This window comes from Ligilactobacillus sp. RTP31139st1_D10_RTP31139_211217, assembly GCF_040226755.1.
Lineage (GTDB): Bacteria > Bacillota > Bacilli > Lactobacillales > Lactobacillaceae > Ligilactobacillus > Ligilactobacillus animalis.
Map to the genome: position 1 here is coordinate 28,436 of NZ_JBCOAR010000015.1, position 15,106 is coordinate 43,541.

11 protein-coding genes, 6 tRNA genes, 1 pseudogene and 1 riboswitch are annotated in these 15,106 nt (G+C 43.2%); of the genes and pseudogenes, 4 read left to right on the forward strand and 14 right to left on the reverse strand.

What is annotated here, in order from left to right:
- Positions 1 to 32 precede the first annotated feature (32 nt).
- The 3 genes and pseudogenes from ABT996_RS08765 to ABT996_RS08775 form a co-directional block, all read right to left on the reverse strand.
- Positions 33 to 118 (reverse strand) — tRNA-Leu (locus ABT996_RS08765).
- Positions 119 to 168: 50 nt separating this feature from the next.
- Positions 169 to 611 (reverse strand): annotated as a pseudogene (locus ABT996_RS08770) (SprT family protein).
- Entirely contained in the window at positions 604 to 2,784 is a 2,181-nt protein-coding gene (locus ABT996_RS08775) for a Tex family protein (RefSeq protein ID WP_035448504.1), read from the reverse strand. The pseudogene ABT996_RS08770 and the gene ABT996_RS08775 overlap by 8 nt, the downstream one beginning before the upstream one ends.
- Before the next feature lie 126 nt (positions 2,785 to 2,910).
- Between ABT996_RS08775 and recQ the strand changes: the two genes are divergently transcribed.
- Positions 2,911 to 4,686 (forward strand): DNA helicase RecQ, encoded by a 1,776-nt coding sequence (gene recQ, locus ABT996_RS08780; RefSeq protein ID WP_035448506.1) that lies wholly within the window; start codon positions 2,911 to 2,913, stop codon positions 4,684 to 4,686.
- A gap of 219 nt (positions 4,687 to 4,905) precedes the next feature.
- Here the strand turns inward: recQ and nadE are convergent, their stop codons facing one another.
- Together nadE and ABT996_RS08790 are read right to left on the reverse strand one after the other, a co-directional pair.
- Positions 4,906 to 5,733, reverse strand: coding sequence for an NAD(+) synthase (gene nadE, locus ABT996_RS08785; protein ID WP_035448508.1), 828 nt, complete (start codon positions 5,731 to 5,733; stop codon positions 4,906 to 4,908).
- Between the two features lie 14 nt (positions 5,734 to 5,747).
- On the reverse strand, positions 5,748 to 7,217 hold the full coding sequence (locus ABT996_RS08790) for a nicotinate phosphoribosyltransferase (protein ID WP_010688543.1): 1,470 nt from the start codon (positions 7,215 to 7,217) through the stop codon (positions 5,748 to 5,750).
- Positions 7,218 to 7,362: 145 nt separating this feature from the next.
- On the opposite strand from ABT996_RS08790, the gene ABT996_RS08795 reads away from it, so the two are divergent.
- The 3 genes from ABT996_RS08795 to ABT996_RS08805 all read left to right on the forward strand — a co-directional run bounded on the left by ABT996_RS08795 (position 7,363) and on the right by ABT996_RS08805 (position 9,778).
- The gene (locus ABT996_RS08795; protein ID WP_010688544.1) at positions 7,363 to 8,097 is read left to right on the forward strand and encodes a WecB/TagA/CpsF family glycosyltransferase; all 735 of its coding nucleotides are present in this window, start codon (positions 7,363 to 7,365) and stop codon (positions 8,095 to 8,097) included.
- A 70-nt stretch (positions 8,098 to 8,167) separates the two neighbouring features.
- Positions 8,168 to 8,212: riboswitch (PreQ1 riboswitch) on the forward strand.
- A gap of 20 nt (positions 8,213 to 8,232) precedes the next feature.
- Complete coding sequence (locus tag ABT996_RS08800) at positions 8,233 to 9,231, forward strand: nucleoside hydrolase (protein ID WP_035448510.1); 999 nt, start codon at positions 8,233 to 8,235, stop codon at positions 9,229 to 9,231.
- Entirely contained in the window at positions 9,224 to 9,778 is a 555-nt protein-coding gene (locus tag ABT996_RS08805) for an ECF transporter S component (RefSeq protein ID WP_010688546.1), read from the forward strand. Before ABT996_RS08800 ends, ABT996_RS08805 begins: the two co-directional genes overlap by 8 nt.
- Before the next feature lie 44 nt (positions 9,779 to 9,822).
- Here the strand turns inward: ABT996_RS08805 and ABT996_RS08810 are convergent, their stop codons facing one another.
- The 9 genes from ABT996_RS08810 to ABT996_RS08850 all read right to left on the reverse strand — a co-directional run bounded on the left by ABT996_RS08810 (position 9,823) and on the right by ABT996_RS08850 (position 15,104).
- On the reverse strand, positions 9,823 to 10,521 hold the full coding sequence (locus ABT996_RS08810) for a GntR family transcriptional regulator (protein WP_010688547.1): 699 nt from the start codon (positions 10,519 to 10,521) through the stop codon (positions 9,823 to 9,825).
- A gap of 24 nt (positions 10,522 to 10,545) precedes the next feature.
- Positions 10,546 to 11,682: an N-acetylglucosamine-6-phosphate deacetylase gene (gene nagA / locus ABT996_RS08815; protein ID WP_035448512.1), complete on the reverse strand. Its 1,137-nt coding sequence runs from the start codon at positions 11,680 to 11,682 to the stop codon at positions 10,546 to 10,548.
- Between the two features lie 74 nt (positions 11,683 to 11,756).
- On the reverse strand, positions 11,757 to 12,557 hold the full coding sequence (gene proC / locus ABT996_RS08820) for a pyrroline-5-carboxylate reductase (RefSeq protein WP_035448514.1): 801 nt from the start codon (positions 12,555 to 12,557) through the stop codon (positions 11,757 to 11,759).
- Between the two features lie 66 nt (positions 12,558 to 12,623).
- Positions 12,624 to 12,695, reverse strand: a tRNA-Gln gene (locus tag ABT996_RS08825).
- Positions 12,696 to 12,698: 3 nt separating this feature from the next.
- Positions 12,699 to 12,784, reverse strand: a tRNA-Tyr gene (locus ABT996_RS08830).
- Positions 12,785 to 12,976: 192 nt separating this feature from the next.
- The gene (locus tag ABT996_RS08835) at positions 12,977 to 14,446 is read right to left on the reverse strand and encodes a peptide MFS transporter (RefSeq protein WP_010688550.1); all 1,470 of its coding nucleotides are present in this window, start codon (positions 14,444 to 14,446) and stop codon (positions 12,977 to 12,979) included.
- 414 nt (positions 14,447 to 14,860) lie between these two features.
- A tRNA-Thr gene (locus tag ABT996_RS08840) sits at positions 14,861 to 14,933 on the reverse strand.
- Between the two features lie 10 nt (positions 14,934 to 14,943).
- A tRNA-Glu gene (locus ABT996_RS08845) sits at positions 14,944 to 15,015 on the reverse strand.
- A 16-nt stretch (positions 15,016 to 15,031) separates the two neighbouring features.
- Positions 15,032 to 15,104: transfer RNA gene (locus ABT996_RS08850), tRNA-Asn, on the reverse strand.
- Positions 15,105 to 15,106: the final 2 nt, after the last annotated feature.

Below are 15,106 nucleotides of genomic sequence, written 5' to 3' on the forward strand. Positions count from 1 at the left end.
GGACTGTGAATATTCACAGCCCTGCTTAGTGATGCGGGTAAATGGATTCGAACCATCACGAGCTCAATTGCTCACCAGATCCTTAGTCTGACGCGTCTGCCAATTCCGCCATACCCGCGACAACAGAATTAATTATAGCAGACAAACTAGACCCCTGCAACTATTTTTTTAGATTTTTTTCAAAAGGCGCAACTTCCCGTGACAGCGACTGCAAACAAAACGGTTAATATCGATCCGGCGTTGGCGCTGATATTTTTGCCCGCAATTTTGACAACTGTATGTGTAACGATAATTCTTCGTACTGGCCGGAGCATACCGTAAGCCACCGACCTGACGCAATAATTGCTTGAAATCCTGATCCCGGTGCCGATATCCTTGCCCGGTCAAATGCAGATGGAGTGACATAGCTCATGTTTGATCGTTCCGATAAGGGTCGCTTCCCCATGTTCTGTCAACATCTTTTCATTGATCTCGACATCATGACTCGTCAGTAAATAACGGCCCCCGGTGGTTTTCAAACGTCGATTGAAGTAAGCGCGGTGAACAAATGCACGTTTGAAATATCTCAATGAGAGCTCTTCAACTAGTGTCTGAAGCTGTTGATCAGTCATCGGTCGGCGCTAACATACTCAACTGGATGCGCCCACGCTTAAGATCGACATCCGTCACATAAACATCAACGATATCACCAACTGCAACGACTTGACTCGGATGCTTGATAAATCTTTGACTCATTTTAGAGACGTGAACTAACCCATCTTGCTTGACTCCAATATCCACAAAGGCGCCAAAGTCGACAACGTTACGCACGGTCCCCTGTAATTTCATCCCTACCTTGAGATCTTCTAAATGTAAGACATCGGCTTTTAGCAATGGTGCTGGCATAGAATCACGCAATGTGCGCCCCGGTTTCTTTAAGCTCGCTACGATATCTTTGACCGTGGCTAGTCCTGCTTGATTGGCTTTAGCAAAAGCTTTCGCATCAAAATGAACTAACTTTTCTTCTGCTAGAGCGGTCCCGATCTCGGCTTGCTCGATCTGTGCTTGAGCCAAGATCGCTTTCGCTAAAGGATAACTTTCAGGATGAATATCAGTGTTATCAAAAACATTTTTGCCCCCAATGATCCGCAAGAAACCCGCGGCTTGCTCATACGCTTTTTGGCCTAAACGGGCAACTTTTTTGAGCTGGGTCCGCGTGGTAAAGCGCCCATTTTCATCCCGATAAGCGACGATATTTTTGGCAGTCGTTTTATTCAGACCTGAAATATGTTGCAATAAAGCGGCACTAGCTGTGTTCAAATTGACCCCTGCTTGATTGACCCCAGTCTCGATCACCGTTTGGAGTTCCTCATCTAATTGCTTTTCGGGCAGATCGTGTTGATATTGACCGACCCCGATCGCTTTTGGGTCGATCTTGATCAATTCCGCTAATGGATCTTGTAAACGCCGCGCAATACTTACCGCTGAACGCTCTTCCACATTAAAGTCAGGAAATTCCTCGCGTGCTTGGGCACTGGCAGAGTAAACTGAGGCACCAGCTTCGTTGACGATCACATAATAGGCCTTGTGCTTTAACTCGCTTAAAACTTCTGCCACAAAACTTTCCGACTCCCGACTCGCGGTCCCATTGCCGATCGCGATCATTTCAACTTGATATTTTTCAAGTAATTCCAGCAAAATTTGTTTGGCTTGAGCTCGTTTTTTAGGATCTGGGCGCTTGCCTTTAGCTTTTTCATGCGGATAGATCACTGCTTTGGCTAAAAATTTCCCGGTTGGGTCAACAACGGCTAATTTACAACCAGTTCTAAACGCCGGATCAAGGCCTAAGACTGTCTTGCCTTTTAAAGGGGCTTGCATCAATAAATGGTAGAGATTATCACCAAAGACTGCGATCGCACTAGCAGCAGCCCGCGCAGTCAATTCTTTGCGCAATTCGCGTTCGATCGCCGGCTGGATAAAACGTCTATAGGCATCGGTATACGCCTGTTCCACATATTGCATACTTGGCCCTAACTTTTGCCCGATGATCCGTGCATGAAAATAGCGAAGCACATACTCATCGTCAAGCTGGATCTTGACTTGTAAGATCTTTTCTTTTTCTCCCCGATCAAGGGCTAAGATCCGGTGGTCTAAGATCGTTTTGAGTCCCTCTTCAAACGTATAGTAGTCTTGATAGATGCCTTTTTCATCTAAACTTTCATCTTTGACTTTTGCGACTAACTTTCCTTTAGTTTGAGCATGTTTTCTGACCCACGCCCGTAGACTTGCATCCTCACCAAAGGCCTCAGCTAAGATCTCATGTGCGCCCGCCAAAGCTTCTTGTGGCGTATTGATCTCTTTTTTAGGATCGACATATTTTTGCGCCTCGCTGATAACATCGGCTGAGCTATCTGTCAGTAAAAATTTAGCTAAACCTTCTAAGCCACGTTGACGTGCGATCTGAGCCTTTGTCTGCCGTTTTTGCTTGAAAGGTAGATAAATATCTTCGAGCTGTTGTAAGGTTTGGGCTTGGACTAACATCTGCTCTAGTTTAGGCGTTAATTTCTTTTGCTCGGCTATTTTAGCTTTAATATCCGCCCGTCTTTTTTCAAGTTTTTCAACTTGCTGATAAGTCGCGGTGATCTCACGCAATTGAACTTCATCTAAGCTCCCCGTCGCTTCTTTACGATAGCGTGCGATAAAAGGGATCGTATTGCCTTCTTCGACTAATTTTAGAACATGCTTGATCTGATCAGGACGATAGGCTAACTGTTGCTCAACTAATTGTAAGTAATCTGCTTCCACATTTTTCCCTCACATTCTATGATTTAACTAGATTATAGTGATTTTTTGGTAAATGAACAAGTTTGCGCTTCGGCTGATAAAAAGCTAAAATCATACGTGACACTATTTTAAAGGGGGCAGCATTTTTTGACACCAACAGAAGCACTTAAACATTACTTTGGTTATACCGAATTTAAAGCCGGTCAAAAAAAGGTGATCGACTTGCTCTTAGGACACAAAAATACTCTCGCACTCTTACCAACTGGGGGCGGAAAATCCCTGTGCTATCAGATCCCAGCACTTTTAGAAGATGGTTTGACCTTGGTCATCTCACCTCTGATCTCCTTGATGAAAGACCAAGTCGATAGTTTACAACAAAATGGGATCCCTGCTGCCTTTATCAACAGTTCCCAGGAATTTGAAACGGCTAAAGCAGTCTTAGCCAAAGCGCGCCGGCATGAATTAAAACTGCTCTATATCGCTCCTGAGCGCCTTGAAAATCAATTCTTTCTAGAGTTACTGCAGACCTTATCAGTTTCTTTAGTCGCAGTCGATGAAGCCCACTGTATCTCGCAATGGGGCCACGATTTTCGCCCTAGTTATTTAAAATTACCCGCTTTATTGGCTCAACTGCCCGTCCGCCCTACGCTAGTCGCCTTGACCGCTACAGCTACTCCACAAGTCGCAAAAGATATCAAAGAATTACTTTTGATCCCCGCTGAAAATGAAGTCAAAACGAGTTTTGCCCGCGATAATCTGACCTTCAAGCTCATCAAAGGGACTGATTTTGAACACTATCTTCTCAGCTATCTCAAGCAAAATCCCAATGATTCTGGCATCATCTACGCTTCCACCCGCAAAAGAGTCGAACAGCTAGGCATCATGCTAAATAAAATGGGGATCAAAGCGGGTATTTACCATGCGGGCTTAAGTGAATTACAGCGGCGTGAAAGCCAAGAAGATTTTCTCTACGATCGTACCCCCGTCATGGTCGCTACCAATGCTTTTGGGATGGGGATCGATAAAAGCAACGTCCGCTTCGTGATCCATGCCCAAGTTCCCGGTAGTCTGGAGGCCTATTATCAAGAAGCAGGCCGCGCTGGGCGTGACGGACTACCAAGCGAAGCGATCTTATTTTACAAAGATGCTGACCTGCAAGTCCAACGTTTCTTCATCGACAATTCCCAAGCTGATGAACAGCACCGTGAATTTGACTACCAAAAACTCCAGGCCTTGACCCGCTATGCTAATACCGAAGAATGCTTGCAGCGCTTTTTAGTCCAATATTTCGGCCAAGATTGTCCTGATTGTCAAAAATGTACAAACTGTACCGATACCCGTGAAAAACAAGACATCACTAAAGAAACCCAGATGATCATGTCATGTATCGTGCGGATGCAATCGCGTTTTGGCAAAAAGATCGTCGCTCAAGTTTTAGCGGGCTCTAAGGCTAAACGGATCCTTGAATTGAATTTCGATCAGCTTTCAACTTATGGGATCATGCACCAAAAAACCAAAGAGATCGAAACTTTGATCGACTTTTTGACCGCCAGTGGTTATCTCAAAACGAGCAGTGGGCAATTTCCCACGCTCCATGTGACACAAACAGGGCTGGAAGTCTTACGTGGCCAAGCAAAAGTTTATGCCCGCATCGAAAAAGCCGAGCGCAACAGCGAACAACCGGTGGAAAGTGGCTTATTTGAACATCTCCGTAAATTGCGTCGACAGCTGGCTGAAGCGCAACACGTCCCACCATTTGTCATCTTCTCCGACCAAGCTTTACAAGACATGTGTGTGATCTTACCGACAAACGAGATGGAATTCTTAGAAGTCAAAGGTGTCGGTCATAGCAAACTTGAAAAATACGGAACGATCTTTTTAGATGCTATTAAAGAATATCAGAGTGCGAGCCAGCCCGGGTAGCTCCGTACAGATAACAAGGCCTCTACCATAATGCGTTTTTTTGCATTATGGTAGAGGCCTTGTTATTTGCTAGGAGTTGGGCTGGCGAGCACGTTTCCACTATATAACTCAGATGCGTTTAACAGTACGCAAAAAGACCACCCAAGTTTATCCAAAAATTCGAGTGACCTTTATGTAAATATATGTCACAGCTTTTTTATCTGAGTGGTCATACTAAGCTTATTTCCAAAATGTATCGTAGACTGTGATCGGCAAATGACGTTTGTGTCTTGTCTTAGTAAACCAATTTTCGATCTTTTCAGCTGCATCAGGGCGCACTTCTTTACCCTCTAAATAGTCATCAATGTCATCATATGTCACACCTAAGGCTACTTCATCGGGTAAAGCTGGGCGATCTTCTTCTAGATCAGCTGTCGGTGTCTTTTGGTAGAGATGTTCAGGCGCACCTAGGACTTCTAGCATTGCTCGACCTTGGCGCTTGTTTAGCCGCCATAACGGCATGATATCAGCACCGCCATCCCCAAATTTGGTGTAAAAACCTGTGATTGCTTCGGCAGCATGGTCGGTACCTACAACAGCCCCACTATTAGCACCGGCGATCGCATATTGAGCGATCATGCGTTGGCGCGCCTTGATATTGCCCTTGTTAAAGTCACTCACCATCACATCATTAGCTTGAACGGCTGCGACCATCGCATCGGCTGCTTCTTTGATGTTGACCCGCATCATTTCGTCAGCTTGCATAAATTCGATCGCATCCAAAGCATCACTTTCATCGGCTTGGGTCCCATAAGGTAAGCGCACGGCGATAAATTTATAACTATCATCACCTGTCTCGGCACGCAATTCAGTGATCGCCATTTGACATAACTTGCCACATAGCGTTGAGTCTTGGCCCCCAGAGATGCCTAACACAAGGGTCTTTAAAAATGAATGCTTGCGTAAATAAGCTTTCATAAAATCGATCGAGCGTCTGATCTCAGCTTCCGGATCGATCGTTGGTTGGACTTTTAATTTAGCAATGATCTCTTGTTGTAATGTTCTCATTAACTTTGACCTTCTTACTTTTCAAGTTTTTGATTGATACTTTCGCGAACCTCTTTGATGATCTTCATCTTGTTGTCGTAACATTTTTGTGAAAGATCGACCGGATAGTCTTGCGGATTTAGATCACGCTTGTATTCTTCCCACAGGCTATCTAAATGCAATTTGGAATATTCTTTGATCTCCTCTAAAGTTGGTAGCTCATAGACCAACTCACCATCCTTGAAAATATCGCGCAATAAAGGACGCGCGTTAAAGTCAGTCACATCTTTATTGATATACGTATATTGTGGGTGGAACATATAAAGCGATTTTTCTTTACGTGGATCTTCATCCCCGATCGTAATATAATCCCCTTCAGATTTACCATCGGTCTTTTTAGTGATCCGCCAAACTTGCTTGCGTCCCGGAGTCGATACTTTTTCGGCATTGCTTGAGATCTTGATCGTATCTTCAAGTACACCATTTTCGTCCTCGATCGCTACCATCTTGTAGACCGCACCTAGAGCTGGTTGATCATAGGCCGTGATAAGCTTAGTTCCCACGCCCCAAATATCGATCTTAGCTCCTTGCATCTTCAAGTTGGTGATCGTCTTTTCATCTAGGTCGTTTGAAGCATAGATCTTAGCATCTGGAAAACCGGCTTCATCCAGTTGTTCACGGATACGCTTTGAAATATAAGCCATATCGCCAGAATCGATCCGCACTCCTAAGAAATTGATCTGATCGCCTAGTTCTTTAGCCACTTTGATCGCATTAGGCACACCTGAGCGTAAAGTGTCATAAGTATCAACTAAAAAGACACAATCTTTATGCGTTTTAGCATATGCCATAAAAGCATCATAATCATTGCGGTAGGCTTGAACTAACGCATGGGCATGTGTCCCACTGGCTGGGATCCCAAAAATCTTAGCTGCCCGCACGTTGCTGGTCGCGTCAAAGCCCCCGATATAGGCTGCCCGTGTTCCCCACAAAGCAGCGTCAAATTCTTGCGCGCGCCGTGTACCAAATTCAAGCAAGGCATCATCCCCACAAGCCGAACGGACACGGGCTGCTTTGGTTGCGATCAGAGTTTGATAATTAACAATGTTCAAGATCGCGGTTTCGACTAATTGGCAATCTACCAATGGGCCTTCCACTTGGATCAAAGGTTCGTTGTTGAAGACGACTTCACCTTCAACGACTGAACGGATCGTTGCTTTAAATTTAAAATTGCGGAGATATTCGATAAAATCATCCGGATAGTCACCGATCTCTTTTAAGTAGGCGAGATCATGTTCAGTAAAGCGTAAATTTTGAATATAATCAACGACACGTTCTAATCCTGCAAATATTGCATACCCATTTTGAAACGGTAGCTTACGAAAATAAACTTCAAAAATCGCTTTCCGATCTGCCAGACCTTGACGCCAATATGTCTGCATCATATTGATCTGATAAGCATCGGTATGCAATGTATAACTATCATCTGGATATAATTTAACCATTTTTTTCCTCTTCATTAATCAATTGTTTTTCCGAAAAAATTTTAGCGGATTTGACTACATGTGTTTAATTTTATCACTTTCGAGCCAAAATACCAATCTAACTGCTATAATAATAACAAATCCTTAGATTTAAATGAGGTATATCATGCAAAATAATTTTGAGACTGTAAATGTTTTGGGGCTTGATTTTATCAAAGCCACCCAAGCTGAATTTTTGGAACAACTAAAACGCGATAGCCAAACTAAAGATGACCGTTTTATCGTGACTGCTAATCCTGAGATCGTCTTAGCGGCCAAAGATGATACTGCCTATGCTAAAACGATCCGTAGTGCCGACTACATCACGGCCGATGGGATTGGGATCATCAAAGGAGCTAAGATTTTAGGTGATCCGTTGCCCGAGCGCGTAACAGGCTATGATACACTAGTGGCTCTGTTAGCTTTTGCCAATGAGCATCAAAAGAGCGTCTTTTTCCTCGGCGCTAAACCAGCTGTTTTGGAAAAAGTTCTAGCTAAAGTAAAAACTTCCTATCCTGATCTAAAGATCGCTGGGAGTTGTGATGGTTATTTCAAAGATGAAGCTAAAGTAGCCCGTCAGATCGAACAAGCCCGACCAGATTTTGTCTTTGTGGCCCTCGGCTTTCCCAAGCAAGAATTCTTTATCGCTAAACACCGCGAGCTAGCACCTGCTATTTGGATGGGAGTCGGTGGGAGCTTTGATGTTTTGTCCGGTCAAACAAAGCGTGCACCTAAATGGTGGATCGACCATCATCTTGAATGGGCTTATCGCTTATTAAAAGAACCAAGTCGTTTCATCCGGATGCTCGCTTTGCCCAAATATCTTTTATTAGTCTACCGCAAAAAAATTTTTGGTCGTTGATCAACAAGCCGTTGTTTAACGGCTTATTTTTTTCTATAATGGAAACTGCATTTATAAAAATCAAGGATAACTTGGACTGGTTCGCAAACTTCCCAGGATAAAAAACCAAGGATCTCATTAAGGAGGTTGGAAATTATGGATGCAACAACAACTCAAAAAGTTATCATTGACTGTGACCCTGGTATTGATGATAGCCTAGCTTTAATGTTAGCTTTGGCTTCACCTGAGCTCGAAATTCTCGGGATCACTACGGTCGCCGGCAATGTCCCTTCAGATCTAGGTGCTAAAAATGCACTCAAAATTTTAAATCATTGTCATCGTTTAGACATTCCCGTCTATTGTGGAGCTTCTAAGCCACTTAAACGTACCTATGTCAGTGCCCAAGATACTCATGGCGCTGATGGTTTAGGTGAAAGTAAGCTCCCCGAAGTCTCTCATCCGTATCATTTAGGGGCCAGTGATTTTATCAATCAAGCGCTCTACAACGAACCTGATTTAACGATCATCACTTTAGGTCCACTGACCAATATCGCACAAGCTCATCAAAAAGCGCCCGCAGCTTGGAAAAATTGTGGTCGTTTGGTTTCTATGGGTGGAAATTTCAAAAGTTTTGGTAATTGCTCACCAGTTGCTGAATATAACTACTGGTGCGATCCAGATGCAGCAGCCTACTGTTTTGATAACTTACCCTTAAAGATCGAAATGGTCGGACTCGATGTGACTCGTAAAATGTTATTTACCCCTAATATTTTGGAATTGATCCGCCAAACACGGCCTAAAGAAGCTGACTTCATTCAAAAAATAACCCGCTTTTATTTTGATTTTCATTGGCAATACGAAAAAGTTATCGGTTGCGTCATCAATGATCCGTTGGCTGTCGCCTATACACTTTGGCCCGAACTTTGCCAAGGCTTTGCAGCTCACACTAAGATCGCAACAACTGGGCTTGCACTGGGACAAAGTATCGTTGATGAAAAAAACTTTTGGCAAGCTCCAGCTAACAGCTTCGTATTGACTCAAGTAAATGCTTTAGCAGCTATGAAATTATTTTTAAGTCGTGCTTGTGGCTTAGATCCGGATATGTTGGAACAAACACTACCTCAGATCGCTGATTTGGAGGTGCCACATGCCTAAAAGAACAACTCCACGGTACCTCACCCTATGCGCCTTAGGGATCACTTTGAATATCATTGGAAGTAATTTGGCGCTGTTTTTACACCTGCCACTTTATCTCGACACGTTAGGGACTATGTTATGTGCCACCTTGCTCGGCCCAACTGCGGGTCTACTAGTTGGGGGCAGCACGGCATTATTAGTTGGAATGACGACTGATGTTTTTTCTCTATATTATTCACCGATCCAATTGCTGATCGGTCTGATAGTTGGGTTTATCTTCAAATATCGTACTCCCACTAAAATTTGGCAACTTTTTTTGGCCGCTCTCTTGATTTCTTTACCAGGAACTTTAGCTAGTACTGCGATCACCTATTTTTTATTTAATGGGATCACTAGCTCTGGTTCAAGCATGTTCGTTCAGATCCTAAGTGGAGCAGGCGTCCATCAAGCACTGGCGATCTTTTTGGTCCAGATCAGTACTGACTACTGCGACCGCTTGTTGACCCTTTATCTCATCTGGTTGCTTTATCGCAAATTACAACCGCGTTTTTCTTTTAAAGCCTAATAATAAATAGCGCCCCAAGTTCAAATGAGCTTGAGGCGCTTTTTTTATTTTTCTAGATAAAATTCAAACCGTTCACCAGCATACTGCGTACGAACGTATTCAAAAGGCCGACCATCACCTAATTTAGTGATCTGACGTAGGCGTAAGATCGCTGAACCACGTTTTAACTCGAGATACTCAGCGATTTTTTCGGAAGCCAACATCGAGCTGACCGTTTGTTGCGCATGGCCGATCGTCAAACCATTTTCTTGCAACGTACCATACAATGAATTGGTGATCTGCTTGCGTTGATAATTTTTGATCAGATCATACGGTAAAGTCGCCACTTCAAAACAGATCGGAACTTCATCGGCGTATCGGATCCGCTCCATCCGCAATACTTTTTGACCAGGCCCTAACTTTAAATGCTCACTTTCACTGAGCGAAGGGGCAGTCACCAAATAAGAGACCGTCTTACTGGAAGGCGTCTTGCCTTGCGCTTCCGTCAACGCCGTAAAACTCGTGACCCCAGACATCTTTTCTTGGACCTTTTTACGCGCTACATAAGTACCTGACCCGATCTGGCGCTCTAAGATCCCTTCTTCGACTAGAGTCTGGATCGCTTGGCGCAAGGTCATGCGACTGACACCAAACTGCACCGCTAGATCACGCTCTGATGGGATCCGATCACCGACCGCCCAGCGATTTGCTTCGATCTCCTGTTTGATTTTATTGTGGATCTGAATGTAAATTGGTGAACCCATGACTACCACCTTCCATATTTAGGGTTATTTTTTGAATCGACGTCCAAAACTATAGGTCTCGACTAGATCAAGTTCATGGTCAAAGACGTTAAAATCAGCATCTTTACCCACTGCTAACACACCTTTTTGCGTCAAGCCAAATTCTTTAGCTTGATTTAAGGAAGTCATCTTGATCGCGTCTTCTAGTGAACAACCGGTAAACTTCATAATATTTACAAAAGCGTCTTTATATTGTAAAACACTTCCGGCTAAATTACCACTCTCAAGGCGAGCTTGTTTGTCTTTGACGATAACTTTTTGGCCACCTAATTCAGAGACTCCTTCCGGCATGCCCTTAGCCCGCATCGAATCAGTCACTAACTCGATCTTATCTGGTCCCTTCAATTCATAGGCTAATTTGATCATATCAGGACACACATGGAAGCCATCAGCGATCAATTCACAATAGATGTTATCTTCCAGCAAAGCATGGCCCGTCACACCTGGCTCACGATGTTTAAATTCGCGTTGGGCATTATACAAATGCGTCACGTGACTGGCACGGGAATGTTTCATCTGTTCACGCGTCGCATTACTATGCCCGACAGAAGGCACGATCCCATGTTCAAGACAGTATTGCTCAAATTCAGGCGAAGTTTCATGCTCAGGTGCATAAGTCACCAATTTGATCATATTACCGGATAATTCGTTCCAATGATCGAATAATTTTGTATCTGGAGCTTGAATGTATTCTTCTGGTTGTGCCCCCTTGAAGACTGGTGAGATAAAAGGCCCTTCCAGGTGGATACCTTGGATAACTGGATTCTTAGCTGCAGCTTCTTTGATCGCTGTCATCGCATGCGCAATATTTTCCGGTGATTGGGTCATCGTTGTTGGAAAATAAGTCGTAACACCTTCATAGACCATGTCATCGACCATTTCACTCAACTCTTGGTCATTCCCATCCATGGCATCAAAATTATAGCCACCGTGACTATGCACATCGATAAAGCCCGGTACGATGATCTTACCATCGACATCGATCACCTCTTGATCAGCTGGTGAAACTCGATATTCACTCATTGGACCGATCGCTTCGATCTGCTTATCAAATCGAATATAGGCGTCATCTATCTTATCTTCTCCTGTATAAACAACAGCATGCTTGATAACTTTGCTCATAATTGAACCCGCTTTCTTATTTTAATTACACCTTAATAGTAATAGGTATAGACCAAAATTACAAGCACAAACGCTTATTTTCCTTGATCTTTATTGATCGTCGCATCCATGCCCTTGATCACAGCCGTCATAAAGCCAGCTTCTTCCATGGCAAGCAAGCCGGCGATCGTCGTTCCACCAGGGGAACAAACATCATCGACTAATTGCATCGGTGTCTTTTGATCAGCTAAAACTTTTTGCGCACTCCCTAAAACAGCTTGGGCCGCGATCTTAGTTGCTTGCTCTTTTTTCAAACCGTATTTGACCCCAGCGCGCGACATCGCATCGATAAAGAAATAAACATAGGCCGGTGAACTACCCGCTAAAGCGACAAAGGTACTAAAATCTTTTTCGGGTAAGATCTCAGTTTGACCGATCATTTCAAAGAGTCCTTTGACACGCGCAAAATTAGTCTCTGTCACAGCAGGACTTGCATTCAAAGCCGTCATTCCAGCCGCGATCTCTGCATTGACATTTGGCATGATACGGATGATCTCTAAGTCTTCAGGTGTCAGCTCTAACAAATCAGCGATCTCTGCGATAGATACACCTGTTACCATCGAAACGATGACTGGCTTTTTTTCTTGTACCGTCGTTTTGATCTCGTGTAAGACCTCAGCTAACACGATCGGCTTGACCGCTAAGAAAATAATGTCTGCTGTTGAAACGACTTCAGTATTGCTAGCACACGCATGTAGTCCATGTTCTTTAGCATATGGTTCATAACTTGCTTTGCGAGCACTGTGCAAGTAGATCTCTGCTTTTTGCCCTTGACTTAACCAACCATTGATAATTGCCCGTGCCATATTTCCAGCACCGATAAATCCTAATTTCATTTGCTCACCTGCTTTTTTAAATTAAAAAAAAGGTCACGACCTAAGTAAGTCGTGACCTATCAGTCATTGGGCTAGCTGGATTCGAACCAGCGCATGACGGTACCAAAAACCGTTGCCTTACCGCTTGGCTATAGCCCAATATGGTGGAAGGGAGTGGATTCGAACCACCGAACCCGAAGGAGCGGATTTACAGTCCGCCGCGTTTAGCCAGACTTCGCTACCCTTCCGTATTCCATATCTCATATCAGATGACTTAACGCATCCGACTTAATTATAATACCCTGTTTGGGATCAAAATGCAACACTTTTTGAAAACTTTTTTAAATAATTTTTTTCTGACCCTTTTTAAAGCTTTAAACTAATTCCCAAATAAAAAAACTGTACCGCTGATCTGAAGTGATCTGCGATACAGTCAAATGTTAATTAACGTTTTCCATTAGTTTTTTGATACGTGGTGTTAAGACTAAAAGTAATCCACCAAAGACTACGGTCACGATCCCGATCGTTCCAAAGTAAACTACTTCAGTTCCTTCATTGTAGAGACGTACGATCTGTGCATTGAAGGCTTGGGCCACCGCATCACCTAAGAACCAAATACTCATCATTTGAGCTTGGAAAGCTTTAGGGGCTAATTTAGTCGTCACGGAAAGGCCGATCGGTGAGATCAACATTTCCCCGATGATAACTAACGCCCAGCTCATGATCAACCATAATGGGCTGACCTTAGCGTCTGTTCCAAATAAAAGACCTGGTAACATCATCCAGATAAAGGAAGCTCCGGCAAAGAACAGACCAAAGGAGAACTTCGTTGGTGATGATGGTTGTTTCTTCCCTAACTTAGTCCATAATTTTGCAAAGAATGGAACATATAACATGATAAAAAGTGGGTTCATACTTTGGAACCAACTTGATGGGAAGTTAAAGCCAAATAATGATAGACGTGTTTGTTCGTTGGCAAATAATGCTAACACAACTGAGCCTTGTTCTTCGATCGACCAGAAAAGCACAGAAGCGATGAACAATGGAATATAGGCTAACACACGTGAACGTTCAACTTTATCGATCTTGTTACTTGCCAAGATCTTAACGAAGTAATAAACCGGAATACATACCGCAAAGATCGTCAATAAGTTGATGATGTTCATGATCGTAAACATATTGAAGAGCAACATCAAAGTAATGATCAAGGCAACTAAGACAGTCCAAACGGCAGTCTTTTTACCCAAACTCTTCAATTCATCTGGTTCAAGTGGATCAGTTGGATATAAGCTTTCTTTAGAAAGATACTTCCGGCCATCGATCGAGTATTGGATCAAACCAAAGAACATCCCGATCGCTGCCAATGAAAAACCAAGGTGGAAGTTGACTTGTTGTCCCAACCAGCCAACTGTCAGTGGTGCAATGAAAGCCCCCATGTTGATCCCAAAGACAAAGATACTAAAACCTGAATCTCGTCTTGTATCTTCAGGAGCATATAAGCCACCGACCATTTCGGAAACATTTGGTTTAAGTAGCCCCGTCCCGATCACGATCAAAGCGATCGATAAGAAAAGAGCCATTCTGCCAAATGGAGTCGCTAAGACGATATGCCCTAACATGATCAAGACCCCACCGACAAAGACCGTTTTCCGACTACCCCAGATACGGTCACTGACAAAGCCACCGATCACACTGGATAAGTAAACAAGCGAACCATAGATCGACATAATTGAAGCTGCTGTCGTCTTATCAAAACCAAGACCGCCTTGTGAGACGGAATAATACATATAGTAAAGTAAGATGGCACGCATACCATAGTAACTAAATCTTTCCCACATTTCTGTGAAAAAGAGCGTTGATAAACCGCGTGGATGCCCTAGAAACGTGGGCTCCTGTGTTTTATCTGTCATTTAAATTCCTCCAAACAGTGCCAAAAGACATCAATTGTTCGTTACACAATTACAATACATTGAACAAATAATAAGAAAAATGCAATGTATAACAGTACTATTATAAGTTTCAAAAAATGATACGTCAAATCAATATTAGAATAAACTTACTGAATATCCCTCCTAGCTGAGAATAATTACATTATCATATCATGTTTTTTTGCATAAATAGTTAAAATAATGGATAAAAGTCGCTATCTGACTTAATTTCCAACATTTTTCCTCAAATGTCTTACTTCCCAATAATTCGCCTGAGTAAGTTAAAATATTTAAGAATTTCCCTCAGAAAACTCATGTTATTCAGATACTTAAGTATGTTTAATGCAAAAAAAAGACCTAGGAATTTTCCTAGATCTCTTACCGTGTAAAACCTACTGCCGGTTGCAGGATTCGAACCTGTGACCCTCGGTTTACGATACCGATGCTCTACCAACTGAGCTAAACCGGCGAAATAATGATGACCCGTACGGGATTTGAACCCATGTTACCGCCGTGAAAGGGCGGTGTCTTAACCACTTGACCAACGGGCCATGATATAAAAATCAACTCCGGCAGGCGGACTCGAACCGTCGACAGCCTGATTAACAGTCAGGTGCTCTACCAACTGAGCTATGCCGGAAT